General features: G+C 39.2%; 15 protein-coding genes and 1 rRNA gene. 6 read left to right on the top strand and 10 right to left on the bottom strand.

Annotated features, from left to right (window positions below; all coding sequences use genetic code 11):
* Positions 1–41: 41 nt before the first annotated feature.
* The 3 genes from ACZ5QH_RS00080 to ACZ5QH_RS00070 all read right to left on the bottom strand — a co-directional run bounded on the left by ACZ5QH_RS00080 (position 42) and on the right by ACZ5QH_RS00070 (position 3,940).
* Positions 42–1,580: ribosomal RNA gene (locus ACZ5QH_RS00080) — 16S ribosomal RNA — on the bottom strand.
* A 424-nt stretch (positions 1,581–2,004) separates the two neighbouring features.
* Complete coding sequence (locus ACZ5QH_RS00075; protein ID WP_034613361.1) at positions 2,005–2,571, bottom strand: peptidylprolyl isomerase; 567 nt, start codon at positions 2,569–2,571, stop codon at positions 2,005–2,007.
* Positions 2,572–2,872: 301 nt separating this feature from the next.
* A complete protein-coding gene (locus tag ACZ5QH_RS00070; RefSeq protein ID WP_303577850.1) occupies positions 2,873–3,940 on the bottom strand; it encodes an alpha/beta hydrolase in 1,068 nt (355 codons plus the stop codon).
* 202 nt (positions 3,941–4,142) lie between these two features.
* On the opposite strand from ACZ5QH_RS00070, the gene ACZ5QH_RS00065 reads away from it, so the two are divergent.
* The 3 genes from ACZ5QH_RS00065 to erpA all read left to right on the top strand — a co-directional run bounded on the left by ACZ5QH_RS00065 (position 4,143) and on the right by erpA (position 6,447).
* Complete coding sequence (locus ACZ5QH_RS00065) at positions 4,143–4,607, top strand: hypothetical protein (RefSeq protein WP_004818195.1); 465 nt, start codon at positions 4,143–4,145, stop codon at positions 4,605–4,607.
* A gap of 370 nt (positions 4,608–4,977) precedes the next feature.
* A complete protein-coding gene (locus ACZ5QH_RS00060) occupies positions 4,978–5,982 on the top strand; it encodes a putative solute-binding protein (RefSeq protein ID WP_004818193.1) in 1,005 nt (334 codons plus the stop codon).
* A gap of 129 nt (positions 5,983–6,111) precedes the next feature.
* Positions 6,112–6,447 carry an iron-sulfur cluster insertion protein ErpA gene (gene erpA, locus ACZ5QH_RS00055; RefSeq protein ID WP_004718915.1) on the top strand — a complete coding sequence of 112 codons (336 nt, stop codon included), beginning with the start codon at positions 6,112–6,114 and terminating at the stop codon, positions 6,445–6,447.
* Positions 6,448–6,517: 70 nt separating this feature from the next.
* On the opposite strand, the gene ACZ5QH_RS00050 is transcribed toward erpA, so the two are convergent.
* A complete protein-coding gene (locus ACZ5QH_RS00050; protein WP_034613356.1) occupies positions 6,518–7,360 on the bottom strand; it encodes an alpha/beta fold hydrolase in 843 nt (280 codons plus the stop codon).
* Positions 7,361–7,647: 287 nt separating this feature from the next.
* On the bottom strand, positions 7,648–8,775 hold the full coding sequence (locus ACZ5QH_RS00045) for an anhydro-N-acetylmuramic acid kinase (RefSeq protein ID WP_035370790.1): 1,128 nt from the start codon (positions 8,773–8,775) through the stop codon (positions 7,648–7,650).
* 82 nt (positions 8,776–8,857) lie between these two features.
* Here ACZ5QH_RS00045 and tyrS point away from each other — a divergent pair, with 82 nt between their 5' ends.
* Positions 8,858–10,072 (top strand): tyrosine--tRNA ligase, encoded by a 1,215-nt coding sequence (tyrS, locus tag ACZ5QH_RS00040; protein WP_004718921.1) that lies wholly within the window; start codon positions 8,858–8,860, stop codon positions 10,070–10,072.
* Positions 10,073–10,135: 63 nt separating this feature from the next.
* Here the strand turns inward: tyrS and ACZ5QH_RS00035 are convergent, their stop codons facing one another.
* Entirely contained in the window at positions 10,136–11,140 is a 1,005-nt protein-coding gene (locus ACZ5QH_RS00035; protein ID WP_004718922.1) for a putative solute-binding protein, read from the bottom strand.
* A 466-nt stretch (positions 11,141–11,606) separates the two neighbouring features.
* On the opposite strand from ACZ5QH_RS00035, the gene ACZ5QH_RS00030 reads away from it, so the two are divergent.
* Together ACZ5QH_RS00030 and ACZ5QH_RS00025 are read left to right on the top strand one after the other, a co-directional pair.
* Entirely contained in the window at positions 11,607–13,541 is a 1,935-nt protein-coding gene (locus tag ACZ5QH_RS00030) for an ATP-binding cassette domain-containing protein (protein ID WP_034613338.1), read from the top strand.
* A 1,022-nt stretch (positions 13,542–14,563) separates the two neighbouring features.
* Positions 14,564–15,571: a putative solute-binding protein gene (locus tag ACZ5QH_RS00025; protein ID WP_004718925.1), complete on the top strand. Its 1,008-nt coding sequence runs from the start codon at positions 14,564–14,566 to the stop codon at positions 15,569–15,571.
* 172 nt (positions 15,572–15,743) lie between these two features.
* Here ACZ5QH_RS00025 and gyrB read toward each other — a convergent pair whose 3' ends face one another.
* From gyrB to dnaA, 4 genes are all read right to left on the bottom strand, one after another.
* Positions 15,744–18,212: a DNA topoisomerase (ATP-hydrolyzing) subunit B gene (gene gyrB, locus ACZ5QH_RS00020; RefSeq protein WP_303577851.1), complete on the bottom strand. Its 2,469-nt coding sequence runs from the start codon at positions 18,210–18,212 to the stop codon at positions 15,744–15,746.
* A gap of 52 nt (positions 18,213–18,264) precedes the next feature.
* Positions 18,265–19,347: a DNA replication/repair protein RecF gene (gene recF, locus ACZ5QH_RS00015; protein ID WP_004718931.1), complete on the bottom strand. Its 1,083-nt coding sequence runs from the start codon at positions 19,345–19,347 to the stop codon at positions 18,265–18,267.
* Positions 19,348–19,371: 24 nt separating this feature from the next.
* On the bottom strand, positions 19,372–20,520 hold the full coding sequence (dnaN, locus tag ACZ5QH_RS00010) for a DNA polymerase III subunit beta (RefSeq protein ID WP_004718933.1): 1,149 nt from the start codon (positions 20,518–20,520) through the stop codon (positions 19,372–19,374).
* A 110-nt stretch (positions 20,521–20,630) separates the two neighbouring features.
* Positions 20,631–22,022 carry a chromosomal replication initiator protein DnaA gene (gene dnaA, locus ACZ5QH_RS00005; protein WP_004818188.1) on the bottom strand — a complete coding sequence of 464 codons (1,392 nt, stop codon included), beginning with the start codon at positions 22,020–22,022 and terminating at the stop codon, positions 20,631–20,633.

Below are 22,022 nucleotides of genomic sequence, written 5' to 3'. Positions count from 1 at the left end.
AACAACTTGTTGTGGATTCTTACCAATCGTCAATCTTTCGTTAAGGAGGTGATCCAGCCGCAGGTTCCCCTACGGCTACCTTGTTACGACTTCACCCCAGTCATCGGCCACACCGTGGTAAGCGTCCTCCTTACGGTTAGACTACCTACTTCTGGTGCAACAAACTCCCATGGTGTGACGGGCGGTGTGTACAAGGCCCGGGAACGTATTCACCGCGGCATTCTGATCCGCGATTACTAGCGATTCCGACTTCATGGAGTCGAGTTGCAGACTCCAATCCGGACTACGATCGGCTTTTTGAGATTAGCATCCTATCGCTAGGTAGCAACCCTTTGTACCGACCATTGTAGCACGTGTGTAGCCCTGGTCGTAAGGGCCATGATGACTTGACGTCGTCCCCGCCTTCCTCCAGTTTGTCACTGGCAGTATCCTTAAAGTTCCCACCCGAAGTGCTGGCAAATAAGGAAAAGGGTTGCGCTCGTTGCGGGACTTAACCCAACATCTCACGACACGAGCTGACGACAGCCATGCAGCACCTGTATGTAAGTTCCCGAAGGCACCAATCCATCTCTGGAAAGTTCTTACTATGTCAAGACCAGGTAAGGTTCTTCGCGTTGCATCGAATTAAACCACATGCTCCACCGCTTGTGCGGGCCCCCGTCAATTCATTTGAGTTTTAGTCTTGCGACCGTACTCCCCAGGCGGTCTACTTATCGCGTTAGCTGCGCCACTAAAGCCTCAAAGGCCCCAACGGCTAGTAGACATCGTTTACGGCATGGACTACCAGGGTATCTAATCCTGTTTGCTCCCCATGCTTTCGTACCTCAGCGTCAGTATTAGGCCAGATGGCTGCCTTCGCCATCGGTATTCCTCCAGATCTCTACGCATTTCACCGCTACACCTGGAATTCTACCATCCTCTCCCATACTCTAGCTTCCCAGTATCGAATGCAATTCCCAAGTTAAGCTCGGGGATTTCACATCCGACTTAAAAAGCCGCCTACGCACGCTTTACGCCCAGTAAATCCGATTAACGCTCGCACCCTCTGTATTACCGCGGCTGCTGGCACAGAGTTAGCCGGTGCTTATTCTGCGAGTAACGTCCACTCATCCTAGGTATTAACTAGAAGAGCCTCCTCCTCGCTTAAAGTGCTTTACAACCATAAGGCCTTCTTCACACACGCGGCATGGCTGGATCAGGGTTCCCCCCATTGTCCAATATTCCCCACTGCTGCCTCCCGTAGGAGTCTGGGCCGTGTCTCAGTCCCAGTGTGGCGGATCATCCTCTCAGACCCGCTACAGATCGTCGCCTTGGTAGGCCTTTACCCCACCAACTAGCTAATCCGACTTAGGCTCATCTATTAACGCAAGGTCACAAGTGATCCCCTGCTTTCCCCCGTAGGGCGTATGCGGTATTAGCATCCCTTTCGAGATGTTGTCCCCCATTAATAGGCAGATTCCTAAGTATTACTCACCCGTCCGCCGCTAGGTCAATTACCGAAGCAATCTCCCCCGCTCGACTTGCATGTGTTAAGCCTGCCGCCAGCGTTCAATCTGAGCCATGATCAAACTCTTCAGTTAAAAATCATTAGTGACTTAAGGTCACAATTCTGGCTCATCAATGTACTGACAAATTCTCTCAAATAAACTTCGAGTAATTTAAACCAATCAATCAATGATAATATTTCGATCAATCAATCAGTAAAAATCCACACAAGTTGTTCTTCATATTCTCTTAATGATTAATTTATCACTTCGTCAGTGATAAATAAGACGCAATAAACATTTAACAACTTAACCCTCTAAGCTAAGTTCGTTTGCTGTATCGCGTCGGGATGAGCTCATTATAGGGCAATTTCTTACACACGCAAGTGCTTTTAACTGATTGTTTTATTGAGTGTTGTATTTTTATGCACTGTTTTGGTTCATTTTTAGGCTTTTTGTCGCGTAAGCTTTTAATATTAAAGCAGAAATATGAACAAAATATTTCTGCTTTATTTTTTAACTATTTTTTCACATTTGTTTTTATTGTTTGAATACTGATGATTTTTACAGCTTGTTTAGGTACATCTTGGTGCATACCCACTGTTTGTGTTGGTGTCTGTACGATTTTATCGACGATATCCAGTCCTTGTGTCACCTTACCAAATACGGCGTACCCAGGGTTTCCAGCAGACTTATTTAAAAAGTCGTTATTTGCAACATTAATAAAGAATTGACTGGTTGCAGAGTTTGGCGCATTAGTCCGTGCCATAGCCAAAGTCCCACGAACGTTCTTTAAGCCATTGTTAGATTCATTCTGGATCGCTGGTTGAGTAGCCTTCTCTTTCATGTTGCTATCAAAGCCACCGCCTTGAATCATAAAACCAGGGATAACACGATGGAAAATGGTGCCGTTGTAAAATTGACTATTTACATAGCTCTTAAAATTTTTTACTGATATCGGTGCTTGATCATCATAAAGCTCTATATTGATGTTGCCTAAATTGGTTTTAATTTGCATATCTGTATTGGCGAACGCTTGATTCACTAAAACCACTAAAGCAAGACCGATGCCTATTTTTTTGATCATTCTCTTTTCCTTAAACATTTTAAATTAATAAGCCTCTCATAGTAGTCTGCTTTTATTCTGTTGAAAAATGACATTTAAACACGTTTACCAATACTCAACAGTATTCACGACTATATCTATATAGCTGTCATAAGCCTTATTGGTTGTTGAATATGTTGATGATGCTTTATCAACAAAAGAACTGTATGGATAAATCCGTGTGCTTAGCCTTTATAGAACAATTACTCTTATTTGATTATTTTTTAATCAGTCACTTTTGTTCCACGTGAAACAAAAGTGACTTGTACAAGTGGATATTATGTTATTGCTTATCCCAGAATTTACGGAACTCTTTACTCATCTCTATAACGTACTTTTTAGCTTTACGTGAAACAGGGGTTAAGTTAATAAATCCGTGGGTTTGATCTTCATAATCCTGATAATGAACCTTTACCCCATTTTGACGTAACTTATAAGCATAAATTTTACCTTCATCATGCAAAAGATCATGTCCAGCCGTTACTACAAATGCAGGGGCAAGTTTCTTTAACTGCCCATTGGTCGGTGAAATGATTGGATCATCCAATGCCATATTAAAACGTGTCGCATAATAGTCGGTCACATAATCAATATCTGAGCCTGTCAACACCAAGCCATCTTTATAAGCAAAGAAAGATGGATGTCGACTCTTAAAATCAACGGCAGGATAAATCAAGAACTGGGCTTGAGGCGCAAACACTGTATTGACTGTGCGTTGTGCAACAACAGCGCTAATATTTCCGCCCGCGCTATCTCCTGCAACCGCAATCCGGTTTTTGAGAATTTTAAATTGACGGCGATTTTGATACACCCAAGCCAAAGCATCTTCACAAGATTGAATTAAGTCACGTGGGCCAACCTCAGGTGCGAGTGGATATTCAATACTTAAAACCTGAACTTTTGCATGAGCAGCAATTAAGCGACACACTTCATCATGGGTGTCTACACTACCTACCACAAAACCACCGCCATGATAAAATACAATCATTGGCAATTTTTTATTTGGTGCAGGATGGTAATGGCGTGCATAGACGCTGCCACTTTGTAGCGGAAGACGAATATCTTCAACAAATTGGATATGGGTCGGTTTGTTTATAATAGATTGCATTTGTGATTCAAATTGCTTTCTAGAGCGCTCTACATCTACGCCAATAAAACCCACTTTGCCCTGTTTAAGTTGAGCTGCCATCAAACATTTGGTGAAACTATCCAATTGAGGAAACTGGTACGGGTAACCCAATAACTTGGTTAATGACTCTTGAGCGAATGTAGGCAAACGATCTAAAGCCCTACCTGCCGAACCCTGCCCTTTTTCGACTAAATCATGAATACTACGTTGAAAAGCAACCATTACGCTTCTTCCTTAAATGTTCAAATTCTTCATATTGTCTACATGATCAGGCATCGACTGACTATAATCTTATACAAGTCTCATCATCGATATACAAATATAATTTTTAAATACGCTAATCTGAGTTAAATGACTTGTCATTGACTATTTTGCTATATCTGAATTTTTTTTTGCTATTTTGCTTGTTAAATGGAGACAACTTATGGCTATAAAAGCATTAATTGTTTCATTCATAACATCTATTATTGCTGTTGGTTGTGTTGCATTTCCTGAAGATGGTTATGACTCTCGCGGCTATGGGCAACCCGTATATCGAGATTATGGCTATGGACAACGCTATGATCCAAGATATGACCGAAACAATGATCGCCAACGTTGGGAACGCGAGCGAGCTTATCGTTTACAACAAATGCGCATTGAACAAGAACGGCGCCAAAAGAACTGGGATAAACAACGCTGGCAATATGAACAAGCCAAACGTGATCAAATGAAAAAGCAGCAATGGGAACAACATAGAAAAGATTGGAACAATAAATCAAATCGTGACCATCGCTGGGACAATAGACCTGATCAAAAACAGTGGCAACAGCGTGATCGTCAAAATCAACAACAGCAACGTGATAAAAGACGTGATGAGCGTAAAAACAGAGATCAAAACCAAGATTAATCTTCAAGAATCTGGGGCTAACCCAGATTCTTTTGTCTTTTTAGCAAACAATTTATTCATTTATAAAAGCAAAAGTAATGATTTTCCTCAGTAATTAATAGCTTCTGACATTTCTTCTTTGCTGAGGAAATTTTGTCATTTGGGTCATTGCGAACCGACTCATTTCAAGTAATGATTTCAATAACATCAATTCATCATTGAACTCGAACAATTGATTTGGAAAATCGATTGTTCAGAATAGATCATGTTGGGTTTAGCAATAAACGATTTTCTAAACTAGATACATTTTTGATGTCACAAAGTTCTATTGGTCGAAGCTCTTCGATTCAATTGAACATGAATAATATTGATCATGGAAAGGAAAAAAATAATGAAATGGTCTAATGCTCTCATTGCTGCTGCGGGTCTTTTGCTTGCAACATCTGCCACTCAAGCAAAACAAGTCATGTGTGTATTTGATTTAGTAGGCAAAAATGGTGATGTGTTTACCTTAATGAAAGATTATCAACTTGCAGCGAAAAACTGGGGTGCGGATCTGGAATTAAAAGTGAATTCAAATGAATCTGTTATTGCAGAAGATTTTAAAGCGGGTAAATGTGATGCTGTCAGTATCACAGGTATGCGTGGCCGCCAATTTAATAGTTTCACCGGTTCTTTAGATGCAATTGGTGCGATTCCAGATCTCAATCTCGCGGTAAAAGTCATGCAAGGCTTAGCAAATCCAAACTTTGCAAAATACATGACCAGCGGAAAATATGAAGTTGTTGGTGTTATTCCAGTCGGTGATGCTTTCCTGATGGTCAATGACCGCAATATCAATACCGTTGCAAAAGCAGCAGGTAAAAAAATTGCGGTACTCGACTATGATCAAGCACAAAAAATTATGGTTCAACAAATTGGTGCCCAAGCAGTTGCCGCGGATGTTACAAATTTTGGCAGTAAATTCAATAATGGTCAGGTTGATATTATTGGTGCACCTGCAGCGGTATTTAAACCTTTAGAGCTGCATAAGGGTTTAGGAACCAAAGGCGCTATTGTGAATTACCCACTGCTACAAGTCACAGGTAATATCATCATTCGTCCAGATAAATTCCCTGCTGGCTATGGTCAAAAATCTCGTGATTGGATTAAAACGCAATTGCCTCGTGCAAACACTATCATTGGAAAAATGAAAGCAGATATTCCGGCGAAATACTGGATGCAAGTTCCAGATGGTGATAAGCCTGGTTATCAAAAACTCATGCGTGAATCGCGTATCAGCTTGACCAAACAAGGCGTTTATAACAAACAAATGATGAAAATCCTTTGGCAATTCCGTTGTAAAAACGATCCGAAAAACTTTGAATGTGCGCTACAAGATGAGAACTACAAATAATTCTAGATTAAATCCGATAAATTTAGTCTGAATTTACTTTAAAGTTCACTCACTGACCATATATTGAGTATGTTATACTGAATATATGGTCTTTTCATTTAAGCCATTTGAAATCTGAGGAACAATATCATGACCGCCCAAGCACTTGAGCTGACTGACAATGCTGCAAATAAAGTTCGCCAACTTCGTGATAGCGAAGGTAATCAAGATCTGATGTTACGTGTCTATGTAACGGGTGGCGGCTGTTCAGGATTTTCTTATGGTTTTAACTTTGCCGAAAGTATGAATGAAGATGATGCTGAATTTATAAATGGTGATGTAAAAATGTTGGTTGACTCGTTGAGTTATCAATATCTCGTCGGTTCTAAAGTTGACTATATTGAAGGCTTAGAAGGCTCACGTTTTATTGTAGAAAACCCGAATGCAACAACAACTTGCGGTTGCGGTTCATCATTCTCCATTTAATTCAAAGCATATTTTGAATCAAATCATGCCCTCTTCTTATGAGGGCATTTTTATGGTTGAGACATCAAGCTTAAATCGTTTCTAAAATATGTTGGCTCAATTGTTTTGCATTCTGCACTGGAATCCAATGCGTCGCATCCATCACAATTTCTTTATAAGCTGCTTTTACATAATGATGATTTAAGGCAACGCTTTTAGAACCGATCGCCGAGTCATGTTTGCCCCAAATAAATAAAGTCGGCACACAAACTGGTTGGGTTAAATTTTTATTTGAACTAAATGGAAGTCCCCGATACCAATTTAATGCAGAACTTAGACGCTTTTCCACCACGATGTCTTGTTGGAAATCTTCGAGTTGTTTTGCGGTCATTCCTGAATCTTTTAATAAACCTAGACCCAACTTCGGTAATTTCTCGAATAATAATTCTGGAATTTTAGGTAACTGGAATAAACCAATATAGTAAGATTTTAACAATTGATTACTGCTGAACATCGAACGCATAAATGCTGCTTTATGCGGTACAGAAATCGTAATCAAATGTTTTATTTTTTCAGGATAGCGTTGAGCAACATCCCAAGCCACTACAGCTCCCCAATCATGTCCAACTAAATAAACCTGTTGTTGAATCATATCGATTAAAGCATTTACATCTTCAACCAAAGTAGAACTTCTATAATCACGGCGGTTTTGCGGTTGTGCGCCTAAACTATAACCACGTTGATTAACAGCAAAAGTACGATAACCGTTTTGATTCAAGATCTCTGCAGTTTCTTGCCAGCTTTTATTGGTTTCAGGAAAACCATGTAACAAGACAAAAGGCTGTCCATCTAAAGGACCCGAATCTATCACATCAAAGCTGAAGCCTTCTCTTTGAAATGATTCTATGCGCTGTTTCTGTATCGCTAAGTTCATTGTGATCTCAGTTTTAATTTTTATTGATAGTGGAAGCTTATGCGCTATTTTTTAACAGCAGTAAAGGACAATCTCAGCGCTAAACAGGTCGATCATTGTTCTACAAAATATCTCAGGCTACTAAGCAAAAAATGAATTCTCTTTTTAAAGAACAATAATCCGTAGTCGTTATAGATCAGCAAAATTTATCCCATTCTGGTTGCTTTCATTTGTTTTTACAGCGCTTTTGTTCTTGTGTAAATATTGATTACTAAGGTGTATCACTCACCTTAGCAATCATTTCAGTTTTAAACTGCTGTAATCGTACCTAAGATACGATAGCCTTTTGCCCCCGTAACAGCAGGTAGGTTGCCACTTAACTGTTGGTCAAAGCGCATGGCGAGCCATGCAAATGCAGTTGCCTCTACCCATGTCGGTGCTAAGCCCAATGCAGAAGTCGATTGTACAGACCAATTGTGCTTACGTAGGCGCCAACGGAGTTGTTCAAGTAGATGTGAGTTATAAGCACCTCCACCGCAAACATAGACCTCACCCGTATCTAGAGGCGAACGATAAATGGCTTTCTTGATGGCACGTGTCGTGAGTTTCATCAACGTTGCCTGAATATTTTCAGGGGTATCTTCTAATTCATCATATTCTAAATCATTGCGCCAATCTAAAATCTGCTCATCTAACCATTCCAAGTTAAAGTCTTCACGCCCTGTACTTTTTGGAGGTTCTTTAGAGAAGTATTCATTTGCTTGAAGGCGATCTAACAATGAACGTATCGGTTGACCATAAGCTGCCCAATTGCCATTTTCGTCATAAGGTTGCCCAGTATAACGATGACACCACGCATCCATAAGAATATTGGCAGGGCCTGTATCAAAACCATAAACATTCTGCTCATCACCAGCAGGCAGCATGCTGACATTGGCAATCCCCCCTAAATTGAGAATCACTCGATGAATGGTTGAATGTTGGAATAAAGCTTGATGAAACGCTGGAACTAGAGGAGCACCCTGCCCACCTGCCGCCATATCACGACGACGAAAATCTGAAATCACAGGAATTTGAGTAATTTCTGTAATAATATTTGGATCACCAATTTGTAAAGTAAACCCGTGTTCTGGGCGATGCCGAATAGTTTGTCCATGACAACCAATCGCTTTAATTTGGCTTTTATCTAAATTATTTTCTTGTATAAGTTGGTTAATACCATTGCCAATCATGGTTGCAAGAGCGACATCCGCCTTACCCATTCGATCGATTTCATTATCATCAGGTAAGGTCAATGCCATCAATTCATCGCGTAAATGAGGATCAAAAGCGACTGTAAGCGTGGCATGGATATGTAAAGGATCAAATGAAGCAGCAACAAAATCGACGCCATCCATGCTGGTTCCAGTCATTACGCCAATATAGATTGTTGTCATGAGATATTCTTCGCCTGCATTATGCTGAAAAAATGTTAGTATATCGCACAAATAGTCTAACTGAAGTATTTGGGTTTTTGTAATGTCAAATTTCCTGCCGGCTGAAGAACAACTTGCCCTCATTCGCCGAGGCACTCACGAAATTATTTCTGAAGAAGATCTTCTGAAGAAACTAAAAGAAAATCGTCCTTTAAAAATTAAAGCAGGATTTGATCCAACTGCCCCAGATTTACATTTGGGTCATACTGTTTTAATTAACAAATTAAAAGCGTTTCAAGATCTTGGTCATGATGTCACATTCTTGATTGGTGATTATACCGCCATGATTGGTGACCCAACAGGTAAGAGTGCGACTCGTCCACCGCTATCGCGTGAACAAGTTTTAGAAAATGCCAAAACATATCAAGAACAAGTGTTTAAAATTCTTGATCCAAATAAAACCAAAGTTCGTTTTAACTCTGAGTGGTTTGCAACAAAAACCGCTGCGGATTTGATTCAATTGGCTTCGCAGCAAACCGTTGCGCGTATGCTTGAACGTGATGACTTTACTAAACGCTATAATAGCCATCAACCGATTGCTATTCATGAGTTTTTATATCCTTTGGTTCAAGGTTACGACTCTATTGCGCTTGAAGCCGATGTTGAGCTTGGTGGTACAGACCAAACCTTTAACTTACTCATGGGGCGTACCCTTCAAGGTCGTTATGACCAAGAAGCTCAAGTGTGTATTACCGTACCGATCCTAGAAGGATTAGATGGCGTTAATAAAATGTCGAAGTCTTTAGGCAACTATATTGGTGTATTTGATGCCCCTGGCGCAATGTACCAAAAAGTATTGTCTATGCCTGACAGCTTGATTGAACGCTATTTTGAATTACTCAGCTTTAAGTCTATGGACGAAATTGACGTTCTTCTCAAAGAAATGGCTGAAGGTCGTAATCCGCAAGACATTAAGAAAATTCTTGCACTTGAGTTGGTTGAACGCTTCCATGGCGCAGAAGCTGCTGAACATGCACATAAAGGTGCGGGTAACTTAATCACAGAAGGCGAGCTACCTGAAGGTACGCCTGAAGTGACTATTTCTCGTGGTGAATACAATGGAGAAATCTCGATTGTGTCTATTCTACGTGCCGCAGGCTTAACCAAGAATTCAGCACAATCTAAAGATGCTGTTTCACGTGGAGCCGTAAAAGTAGATTGGGAAGTTGTGGATGCAAACTTCACTGTGAAAGAAAATGTCACTCTAGTCATTCAGGCAAGTAAAAAAGCCATTGCAAAAGTGACCTTTACCGATTAATCCCGTCTAAGCCAATAAAACCAGAAAAGCCATCAACATTGATGGCTTTTTTATTGAATAAATTTATTCACCTGCAAGTGAACATTCAAAGTTGGTGCGATCTACCGTACAGCGTGCTTTTTTCAGTACCGACATCATCACAGGATCGTACACCCCTCTTTTTGTTAACTCAATCCGCCCTTCTCGCAATAATTTCTGATAACGGAGTGCATCATCCTTAGATACATTTAATTTATATTTTGCTGGAATTTCAGCTTCCATTTTTTCTATTTTCTTAAATGAACTTGGTAACTGCTTCACAGCCCACTCACGTGACTTAATACCAAAACCTTCTGGAAACTGCTCAGGTTTAATAATTAAATCGGCAGTCACATTCACTACGGGGTAAGTAAACATTGCACCATTGCTACCTAAACCTTTATAAATTTCCAATGGTTTATAGGCATAGGCTGGTGAAGCAATCGCATCCACTTCACCATCATTAAATTTTTTCACAAAATTAAAAATATCAGAAGGAACCCCGATTGCGCCTACACGTTCAACGGCAACCTTTTGTGCAAGATCATAATGCAGATAGGCAAACTTTTTGCCTTTGCCCTTCTCCAAAGTATTCATTGCGCGATCTTTAACAAAGATATAAGCAATACCAATCGGGGTAATCATTGCCAATTCATATTTGACCCCATTTTTTTCAGAAACCAATCTTTTTGCATTGCGTTTATCCAAGGCATAGTTGATCGCTCTTCTGGCAATTTCATTGTTGGGAATTCCGCCCAAAGCATCAATAGAACCACCAAATTTATTGTATTCACGTGAACGCATCGTGGTCATTGCCGCGGCATCACATTTATTGGTTTTAAAATTTTTATCCACGGCTTCTTCTGACTGATACACGGTTAAATTAATATCAGCGCCCCATGCTTTGGCTGCTAAAGCCCATTCTTCCATGAGTTTATAAGACTCACCCGCTTTACCCAGTAAATCAAACACACACACATTTTGTTTTGCCTGTAGCAGAGGTGAAAAAAAAACTGAAAAAACAATCGGTAAATATCCTATTTTATTCATCATCTAACGTCCATATTTTTATAAATAGATTTATCCTTGTAGATGTAAAAGCAATCCGAGTCTTTTACTTTAACTACACATTTTTAGGTGATACTGTGATTAATTCTACATAAACTGAATATTTTGTGTTAGTTTTTTAACCAACTTTTAGATGAGATAAAAAATTCAGGACAAAATTCTGATAAAAATAAGCGGCTGAGCTGATTTGATTGAGCGGTTTTTTATTGAGTGGTTGTAAAATAAAAATATTCTAATGATTGCTGCTGATTTGGGAGATATACGCATTTTTATTGAAGCATTCACAATAAAGCATTGTTTGTTTTTTTGAATTGATCCTATTTACCCAATTTATTGTGCATTTCACTCAAGAAAAGACATTTTGTCACTTCTTTTATCAAATACATTTTTTGAACTCTACCATTTATCCTTTACTATACCGCATCCGATATTCAATAGTCAGTTTCCTATGATTCAGTTAGACCAACTTTCAATTCGCCGTGGTGGACGCATTTTATTCCAAAAAGCGTCTATGCAACTTCATCCTGGTTGGAAAATTGGTTTAACAGGTGTAAATGGTGCGGGTAAATCCACATTGTTCTCAGCACTTTTGGGTGGAATGGAGTCAGACAGCGGTAGCTTAACCCGTCCAAATATATGGACCGTTGCCCATATGGCTCAGGAAATCAAAGCCTTAGATATGAAAGCTATTGATTTTGTGTTATCTGGCGATGAAGAATATTGGCTCATCCAAGACAAACTAAACCATTCTGAAGATTTGAGTAATGATGAGTTAGCACATTTATATAGCCGTTTTGAAGAAATTCATGGCTATACAGCTGCATCTAAAGCATCTCAACTGATGGCCGGTTTAGGTTTTTTTGAGCATCAATCAGAACTCTTGGTTTCAAGTTTCTCTGGTGGGTGGCGGATGCGTTTAAATCTTGCTCGCACCCTGATGAGTCGCTCAGACTTACTATTACTTGATGAACCGACCAACCATTTAGATTTAGATGCAATTTTATGGTTAGAAGATTGGCTCAAGGCATATGAAGGCACGCTCATTTTAATTTCACATGACCGCGATTTCTTAGATGCAATCACAGATCATATTTTACATATCGAAAATCAAGTACTGACTTTATATACTGGTAACTATTCTACTTTTGAAACCACACGTGCTGAGCGATTAGCACAGCAACAACAAGCGTTTGAAAAGCAACAAGAAGCTAAAGCACACTTACAAAAATTTATTGACCGTTTTAAAGCCAAAGCGACTAAAGCACGACAAGCGCAAAGCCGTATTAAACAACTTGAACGTATGCAAGAGCTTGCCCCTGCGCATGTCGATAATCCATTTACCTTTAGTTTCCGTGAACCAAGCAAAATGAGTTCACCGCTGCTCACACTCGAACATGCAGATATTGGCTATGGCGATAAATTAATTGTCACCAATGTAAATTTACAGATTACACCAAGCAGTCGTATCGGTTTACTGGGAATGAATGGTGCAGGTAAATCGACCTTAATTAAATCTTTAGTCGGTGATTTACCGCTGATTCAAGGTTTACGTAAAGATTCTGAGTTACTCAACATTGGGTATTTTGCCCAGCACCAAATGGATGCTTTAGATGGCAATGCCAGCCCGATGTTACAACTTTCTCGCATTGCTGACCCAAAGATCAGTGAAGCAGCATTACGCTCCTTTTTAGGAAGTTTTGGCTTTAGTGGTGAACGTATGGACACCCCAAGCGAAAGCTTCTCTGGCGGTGAACGTGCGCGTTTGGCTTTGGCTTTAATCGTCTGGTTGCGTCCAAATGTTTTAATTCTCGACGAACCGACTAACCATTTAGATTTAGATATGCGCCATGCACTGACGATGGCTTTACAGGATTTTGAAGGTGCTGTGGTTTTAGTTTCCCATGAACGTCAGCTGATCGCTTCAGTCTGTGATGAACTTATTTTGGTTCATGCAGGTCAAAGCAAGGAATTTGACGGGGATTTACAAGATTATGCAACGTGGTTACGTCAAGCACGTATCGATATGATCAAGAATGGACAACAGCCTAGTGCACCTGTTCAATCTCAGGTGGTTGAAAAGCCAAGTATTTCAAAACTCGATAAAGAAGCACAACGTAAAGAAGCTGCTCGTCAACGTGAACTGAGCCGTCCTATTCGTAAAAATATCGAGAAAATTGAAAGCCAAATTGGAAAAATTCAACCTAGACTTGCAGAAATTGAAACATTACTTGCAGACTCAGCCCTTTATGAGGCAAACCGTAAAGATGATTTACTCAAACTCATGAATGAACAGACAGAGTTAAAAGTAAAATTAGAACAAGCTGAAGAAAAAATGCTTGAACTGATGATGGAACTAGAAACATTAGAAAGCTCTTTCGATTAAAAGGCGCTTTTAATTAAAAAGTGTTTTTAAAGACAGTAAGCCCCCTCAAATTAGCTAGAAATAGGCAAATGCCTTTTCTAGCTTATTAATAAAATATAATTAAAAATCAATAAGTTAACCAATAAAAACCATTTATTTAAAGTTTTAACCGCAATTTCATCGCCTTAACAAAATTTAAAGTTCTATACCTCTTCTCATAAATCATCAGTAATTCAATACATAGCCACGCTATGCAAACACGCTCAGGTATTGTTTCTCATTACTCTATATTCCCCCAGATCAAAAAGAAGGCTTTTTAACACAATAATCCAATAAAAATCATAAGTTTATTTTATTTAACATACAAGCCACATCTAACAGCCACGTCCAAGCCTAAAAGCATCTTTAAATCGACAAAATAAAATCATAACTTTTATTTATAATAGGTAATTTCCACCGTGGAACATATTAGCATACCTAAATAATAGCGAAAAAGGCTTTAAAAAAGACAATTCATTTGAACTTAAAAATATTTTTTATCAATTGCTTGTGGATAAGTTAAAATTTTAAAACAGTTCTTTTGACTCATTCTTTGAGAGCATTTTTTAATGATTTTGAAGTTTTATATGTGATTAAATCAGTCAGTGTTGATCGAATTTAAGCTTAATTGTAAAGTTACCCACATACTTATCAACATTATTTTGGTTAATAATAGAACAAAATTCAAGTGCAAAATTTAACCGTTCGTCGCTTTTTATAATGAACATTCATCTAATTTTTTTTGATTTCAGCAAAATTATTTAAAATTACATAGATCATGAATTTCGAACAATTTGTAATGAAAAAGCATAACTCAGACTTAAAAAACTGATTTACTTATAAAAAGATTGTCGATGAAATGAGAGTTAAGTCGCTAATTCACAATAATTGTCAAAAAAAAAATAATAAATGGAGTAAATGCTCTATTTTTTTCAAACAAAGCTGATTAATATTGCGCTTATGGAAAAGTTCCTAAAGATGGATAAATAGATAAGGACGAAAATATGAAAAAAATTGCATTCGCTATTGCTGCAACTTCAATCGTTGGATTTAGTTCAGCATCTCAAGCTGCGACAGATGTCTGCGTATTTGACTTATTAGGTAAGTCAGGTGAATCATTTCAAATGGCACAAGAATGGGCATTATCAGCAAAAAGCTGGGGCGCTGATATCAATCTCATTCCCAAACAAGATGAGGCTGTTGCAGATAACGACTTTAAAGCAGGCAAATGCGATGGCGTATTTATGACTGCAATGCGTGCGCGTCAATACAATAAATTTGTGGGTTCAATCGACTCTATTGGTGGTGTGCCAAGTAATGCGATTGCACAAAAAGCCATTACTTTTGCCTTAGATGCGCGTAATGCTGCAAAAATGACCACAACCTTGGGTGGTAAAAAATACGAAGTTGCTGGTATTGCACCACTTGGTTCAGCATTTATTTTTGTACGTGATAAAAATATCAACTCGATTGAAAAAGCCGCTGGTAAAAAGTTTGCTGTATTAAGCTATGATAGCGCTCAAAAAATTCTAGTACAACGTGTTGGTGCACAAGCAGTTCCTTCAGATATCACCAACTTTGTTGCAAAATTTAACAATGGTCAAGTTGATATGGTCGGTGCACCAGCTTATGCCTACAAACCACTTGAAATTCAAAAAGGTTTAGGCGCAAATGGGGCAATGTTTAACTTCCCTGTATTACAAGTAACTGCTGACTTTGTCATCCGTCCTGAAAAGTTCCCTGCAGGTTTTGGTCAAAAATCTCGTGATTATTTTGTGAAAAACTTGCCAAAAAGCTTTGCTATGATCAATCGCTTAGAAGCGACTATTCCAGCAAAATACAAAATGAATTTAACCGCTGAAGATAAGCTGAAATATCAAAAATTAATGCGTGACGGCCGTTTAGAACTGACTAAACAAGGTATTTATGATGCAGGTATGATGTCTGTGTTGAAAAAAGCGCGTTGTTCAGTAGATAAAGCCAACTTTGAATGTACGCTTGGTGGTGAATAATACTTTAGCTGAAATAAGCTAAAGCCTACAAAAAAACCAGCTTTGATAAGCTGGTTTTTTTGCTTTAAATTTTTAAATAGCAATAGTTTAGTACCATCAAAATTAAAATAGCGGATATAAAAAAGGGAATAAACCGAGGTTTATTCCCTTTTATTGATTAAAATGACTTTAATTAAGCATCAATATCTGCATTTAATGCATTTTCTTCAATGAAAGCACGACGTGGTTCTACATCATCGCCCATTAAACATGCAAACATACGATCGGCTTCAATCGCATCATCAATGGTCACTTGCAGCATATTACGGTTTTCAGGATCCATCGTGGTTTCCCAAAGCTGTTCAGCATTCATCTCACCCAAACCTTTATAGCGTTGGATCATCATGCCGCGACGTGAATCTGTCAAAATGTGTTGCCAGACCTGATGGAAAGTCGAAACGTTGATTTTACGTTCGCCTTTTTGCAGATAAGCACCTTCTTCTAACAAGGTGAACCAGCTCTTCGAGTTTTGCAATAAACGCTTATATTCGCCCGATGCCAATAAACCCGCATCTAATAAATAGCTATGCGGTAAATTGTGCACATAAATCGTTATATGCGGGAAATAAATCGTGGTTTTAAACCCATCAGCAGTTTCTTTATCAAACGACTCCAAGCTCAACACTGGACGTAAACTTGGTTGCGTTGTTTCAATCGCAGCACGAAGTTTCTCACCCCATTGTTGTACATAATCTTGGTCATGATTTTGATCAAGTTTAAAATGCTCAAGACTCAATAAACCATCCAGCAAGGTCGCAGGATAACGCACAGTTAAACGCTGCAAACTCTTTTGAGAGGTTTGATAATCAGCAATCACTTTCTCTAATGCTACGCCACGAATTGCAGGCGCTTCAGCATTGACACGTAATTCAAGTTCATCAATCGCATTTGAAATCAAATAAGTTTCTAAAGCATCATTGTCTTTAATGTACTGCTCTTGCTTACCTTTTTTCAGTTTATACAGTGGTGGTTGTGCAATATAAATATAACCACGTTCCACAAGTTCTGGCATTTGACGGAAGAAGAAAGTCAAAAGCAGGGTACGAATGTGTGAACCATCCACGTCAGCATCGGTCATGATAATGATTTTATGATAACGCAACTTGTCTGGGTTATATTCTTCACGGCCAATACCACATCCTAATGCAGTAATTAGCGTACCCACTTCCTGTGATGAAATCATCTTATCGAAACGTGCACGTTCCACATTCAGGATTTTACCTTTGAGCGGAAGAATGGCTTGCATTTTACGGTTACGGCCTTGTTTTGCAGAACCGCCCGCAGAGTCACCCTCGACTAAGTATAATTCTGAAAGTGCTGGATCTTTTTCCTGACAGTCTGCCAACTTACCTGGAAGACCAGCAATATCAAGCGCACTCTTACGACGTGTCATTTCACGTGCTTTACGCGCAGCATCACGCGCACGTGCAGCATCAATGATCTTGCCTGCAATAGATTTTGCAGCCTGAGGATTTTCTAATAAATACTCAGAAAAGGCTTTGTTCATTGCCTGCTCGACAGCAGGTTTAACTTCACTCGACACCAATTTTTCTTTGGTTTGAGATGAGAATTTAGGATCAGGTACTTTAACTGAAACAATTGCTGTTAAGCCTTCACGCGCATCATCACCAGTAACTGCAACTTTCTCTTTTTTGAGTAAGTTTTCATTTTCCATGTAGCTGTTTAAGCCACGTGTCAACGCTGCACGGAAACCAGCTAAATGCGTTCCACCATCTTTTTGTGGAATATTGTTGGTAAAGCAACGAACATTCTCTTGATAGGTATCATTCCATTGCAAAGCAACTTCAACACCTATGCCATTTTCAGCTTGAGTGGTGAAATGGAAGATTTCATTGAGATGGGTTTTACCTTGGTTAATATATTTTACAAACTCAGATAAACCACCTTCGTAATCGAAGACATGTTCTAAGGCAACACGTTCATCACGTAGGACAATACGAACACCCGCATTCAAGAATGAAAGTTCACGTAAGCGACGTGCTAAAATATCGACATTAAAAATCGTTTGGCTAAACGTTTCAGTACTTGGCCAGAAACGAACAATGGTCCCTGTGGTTTCGACATCACCCACAATTTTTAACGGATAGACCGGATCACCATGTTTATATTCTTGTTGATGAATATGACCAGCACGATGAATCGTAAGTTCAAGTTTGCTTGAAAGTGCATTAACTACAGATACACCTACGCCGTGCAAACCGCCTGAAACTTTATAGCTATTATCATCAAACTTACCACCTGCGTGCAGAATCGTAAGAATTACTTCTGCAGCAGAGACACCTTCTTCCGGGTGAATATCGGTTGGAATACCACGTCCATTATCTGCAACGCTGACTGACTCATCTTCATGAATCGTCACTAAAATTTCATCACAATGACCAGCTAAAGCTTCATCAATCGCGTTATCCACGACCTCAAATACCATATGGTGTAAGCCTGAACCATCATCAGTATCACCAATATACATACCTGGGCGTTTACGAACTGCATCTAGACCACGTAATACTTTGATACTAGAGGAATCATAAGCCTTTTCAATGGTTGGTTCTGTTTGAGAAGCTATTTGATCTTCTGAACTCATGGTTTCTCCCTAGTGAAAAATAGGTCTTTCCAAAATTGGCTAAAATCTAAAATCATGTTGCAACAACACTTACCTGACCTTGGTCAACATTGAATAACTGGTAGGAAATAGACAAATCATGTAAATGTTTTTTTACTGATTCATGGTCTAGTGTGGTAATAAAAACTTGACTACCAAGTTGGCTCAATCGCTCAATTAAACGTTGTTGTGCGCTTAAATCTAATTCTGCTGTCACATCATCTAATAATACCACAGTTTCTTTATTACAGGCATGTAACATGGCAATTTGTGATAGTTTTAAAGCCATTATCAATAACTTTTTCTGCCCTCTAGACAGTACCACATCCGCTTCGCCTAATGGGGTTTTTAATCGGATATCTGCACGATGTGGTCCATACTCGGTATAACGTCGATCAACATCTTTTTGGTGATATTGAATCAGGTCATTGGCCAAACCATGTTCCACATGGAACCCTGCACTATATTCCATTTCAATCTTTAAATCGGGTAGCAACTGCGCCAAATCTTCTTGCAAATATAGCTTCCATTGCTCAACAATCTCGACCCGTTGAGAATGCAACATTTCACCATAATCACTGAGCATTTTGTTCCACGGCTCTAAATCGAGCAAAGTTAGATTACGTTTGGTTTTAAGTAAGCTATTTCTTTGCTTTAAAGCGCGTGAATAATATTGCCACGCATGATAGAAATCTGGTTCCACGTGAAACATGAGCCAATCCAACAATTGGCGACGTGGTTTTGCCCCATGATCAATAATATCGGTACTTAATGGATCAATCAGTTGCAAAGGTAAGATTTTGGCAAGCTGCCCTTGGGTTGCAACAGTATCACCATTGACTTTAATTAACTGCTCACCACTTTGCAGCTTTTGCATACCAATCTTTTCAGTCAAAGATTGGGCAAAAACAATGGCGTCTGATTGATTATTTTGAATGTAATTTTTAGGGATATGGGTTCGAAAAGATCGACCTGTTGCCAATAAATGAATGGCCTCTAAAATCGAAGTTTTGCCTGAACCATTTTGTCCATAAAAAACATTAAACGGTTGCAACTCATGCAGAGCAACCGTCTTGAGGTTTCGAACACGTTGTATATTTAAACGCGTAATATGCATGGCTATGATTTAAAAATAAATCAATTAAACACGCATCGGCATCACAACATAAGTTTGATTAGATTGGGTTGGATCTTGTACCAATACCGACTGATTCGCTTCAGACATGGTCATTGCGACATCATCACCATCTAAAACACTTAATACATCTAAAATATATTGCGCATTAAACGACATTTCCATCGGTGCATTGGCATATTGAATAGCTAAATCTTCAATCGCTTCATCTTGTTCAGGGTTATTGGCACGTAATTGCAAAGAATCAGCATTAAAGTTTAAGAATACACCACGTAATTTTTCATTACTTAAAATCGCAACACGTTGTAAGGATTGCTTAAATACATCATGTGGAATATTTACAACTTTGTCACCGCCACGTGGAATCACACGACGGTAATCAGGGAATTTCCCATCAATTAATTTTGTTGTGAAACGTACTGTAATATCGCCCTGTTCTTTGTCACGGCTAGAGGTTTGAATGGTAACATTTAACAATTCACGACCAATTAACAAGGTCAGTTGCTCATCTTCGATACTTAAAAGACGTTGTAACTCACCGACTGCTTTACGTGGAACAATGGCTTGAACTAATTGTGCAGCGGTTGAAGACGCCAATGTTTCACACAATGCTAAACGGTGCCCATCGGTAGTGACTGCGCGTAATTGATTTTCATCAATTTCCAATAATGTACCTGTCAGGTAAAAACGTACATCTTGCACAGCCATGGCAAATGAAGTTTTTTCAAATAAACGTTTTAATTCACGCTCAGTGACTTGAACTTGAGTGCCTTGGCTATTTTCATTGGTTAACAATGGATAATCTTCAGCAGGTAAGGTTCCTAAAACAAAGCGGCTGTTTCCAGATTTTAAAATACAGCGTTGATCTTCAGTGATCTGCAAATCAATCAAAGCTGCTGCTGGTAAAGATTTACAAATATCGACCAACTTACGTGCAGGAACTGTAGTTTCCCCTGCTTGTAAACATGCACCTTCAGCTAGAGTTGTACTCGCCACAAGCTCCACTTCCAAATCCGATCCTGTAATCGTAAGGGCTTGATTTGTAGCTTGAATTTTCACGTTTGAAAGAATGTTTAAAGTATGGCGACGTTCAACTGCTCCAACCACATGGGACAAAACATTAAGTAAGCTCTCTTTCGCGATTTTCAAACGCACGGTGGAATTCCTCTAACTAAATATGACAAAAATGTGGGTAATAAATTTTTTTTAATGACGTACTATGCGGCAGTTTATGCCGCATTGCAAGCGCATAATTTGTACAAATTTTAACTTTGTAACAGGCGCATGAGGTTTTTATAATCCTCATTAAAAATTGGATCTTCATCGCGTAAACTTTGCACTTTTTCACAGGCATGCATGACCGTACTGTGGTCACGACCGCCAAAAGCCATCCCAATTTCAGGGAAACTGTCTCCAGTAAGCTCACGCGCAAGCCCCATCGCCAACTGACGTGGTCGTGCGTAAATACGTGTACGTTTTGGCCCCACCAATTCTTTTAATGGAATACGGAAGTATTCACTCACTACGCGTTGAATGTTTTCAGTACTGATGGTACGGGCACGAATCGCCAAAACATCTTTCAATGATTCACGAACCACTTCTAGATCAATTGCAGACCCCTTAAAGCGTGAGATTGCCACAACTTTGTTTAAAGCGCCTTCAAGCTCTCGCACATTGGCAACAACCTGTTGTGCAATAAATAAAGCGCAATTTCGAGGCAGATCGATGCCACTGCTTTCGGCTTTTTTCAGCAAAATTTCGATACGTGTTTCAATATCTGGTGGTTCAACCCCAACCGATAGTCCCCATGAAAAACGCGAGACTAAACGCGGATCCAATTCAGTTAATTCTTTTGGATAACGGTCAGAGGTCAAAATAATTTGTTTAGATTCATCCAATAAAGCATTGAATGTATAGAAAAATTCAACAAGACTGGCTTCTTTACCTGCCAACAAATGAATATCATCAACCAACAATAAATCTAAAGAACGGCAATTCTTTTTAAATTCTTCAACCTTGCCTTTTTGCAAAGAGCTGACAAAGTCTTGGACAAAGCTTTCCGCAGTCATATACATCACACGCGCATTTGGCTTTGCCTGTAATAATGCATTCCCAACCGCTTGCATTAAATGCGTTTTACCTAAGCCTGTAGGGCCGTATAAAAAGAGTGGATTATGTTGAGATTCACCGAGTTGTGTTAAAACTTTGCGGCAAGTTTCAGCCGCCATTTGGTTTGAACGACCTTCAACAAATAAAGCAAAGTTAAATAATGGGTTAAGTTGACGTTTCTTCACATTTTTTGCAGAAACAACTTCATATTCTTTGTCTTTTTTGGCTTTGACATGCTGTGTAGGCATCGGAGAACTTTCAAGCGCTGCCGTTGTGGTAGCAGGCTGTTCAGCAGCAGAAAGAATTGCACCAGGACGCGAGTCGACTAAAATTTCGACTTTACGAATACGACCTTCAGATAATTGTTCTGCCAAAATAGAAATCAGTTCTAAATGATGTTCTTGAATGTAGCGAGTCCAATATGGATTGGGTGCATACAGTTTTAAAGTATCTTCGACTTCTTCTGCAACCAAAGGACGAATCCACATGGCAAAGACATTATCAGAGAGCTCTTGTCGCAAGCGAGTTAAGCAGTCCGTCCAAAGCAT

The organism is Acinetobacter sp. Ac8 (assembly GCF_055392545.1).
Note: the sequence above shows the minus strand (reverse complement) of the source record. Positions and strands in the feature narration are given on the sequence as shown.

What these genes read in the sequence shown, in the direction of transcription:
- ACZ5QH_RS00075 (WP_034613361.1), bottom strand. Translation starts at nt 2,571, where the DNA reads ATGATCAAAAAAATAGGCATCGGTCTTGCTTTAGTGGTTTTAGTGAAT.
- ACZ5QH_RS00070 (WP_303577850.1), bottom strand. Translation starts at nt 3,940, where the DNA reads ATGGTTGCTTTTCAACGTAGTATTCATGATTTAGTCGAAAAAGGGCAG.
- ACZ5QH_RS00065 (WP_004818195.1), top strand. Translation starts at nt 4,143, where the DNA reads ATGGCTATAAAAGCATTAATTGTTTCATTCATAACATCTATTATTGCT.
- ACZ5QH_RS00060 (WP_004818193.1), top strand. Translation starts at nt 4,978, where the DNA reads ATGAAATGGTCTAATGCTCTCATTGCTGCTGCGGGTCTTTTGCTTGCA.
- erpA (WP_004718915.1), top strand. Translation starts at nt 6,112, where the DNA reads ATGACCGCCCAAGCACTTGAGCTGACTGACAATGCTGCAAATAAAGTT.
- ACZ5QH_RS00050 (WP_034613356.1), bottom strand. Translation starts at nt 7,360, where the DNA reads ATGAACTTAGCGATACAGAAACAGCGCATAGAATCATTTCAAAGAGAA.
- ACZ5QH_RS00045 (WP_035370790.1), bottom strand. Translation starts at nt 8,775, where the DNA reads ATGACAACAATCTATATTGGCGTAATGACTGGAACCAGCATGGATGGC.
- tyrS (WP_004718921.1), top strand. Translation starts at nt 8,858, where the DNA reads ATGTCAAATTTCCTGCCGGCTGAAGAACAACTTGCCCTCATTCGCCGA.
- ACZ5QH_RS00035 (WP_004718922.1), bottom strand. Translation starts at nt 11,140, where the DNA reads ATGAATAAAATAGGATATTTACCGATTGTTTTTTCAGTTTTTTTTTCA.
- ACZ5QH_RS00030 (WP_034613338.1), top strand. Translation starts at nt 11,607, where the DNA reads ATGATTCAGTTAGACCAACTTTCAATTCGCCGTGGTGGACGCATTTTA.
- ACZ5QH_RS00025 (WP_004718925.1), top strand. Translation starts at nt 14,564, where the DNA reads ATGAAAAAAATTGCATTCGCTATTGCTGCAACTTCAATCGTTGGATTT.
- gyrB (WP_303577851.1), bottom strand. Translation starts at nt 18,212, where the DNA reads ATGAGTTCAGAAGATCAAATAGCTTCTCAAACAGAACCAACCATTGAA.
- recF (WP_004718931.1), bottom strand. Translation starts at nt 19,347, where the DNA reads ATGCATATTACGCGTTTAAATATACAACGTGTTCGAAACCTCAAGACG.
- dnaA (WP_004818188.1), bottom strand. Translation starts at nt 22,022, where the DNA reads ATGCTTTGGACGGACTGCTTAACTCGCTTGCGACAAGAGCTCTCTGAT.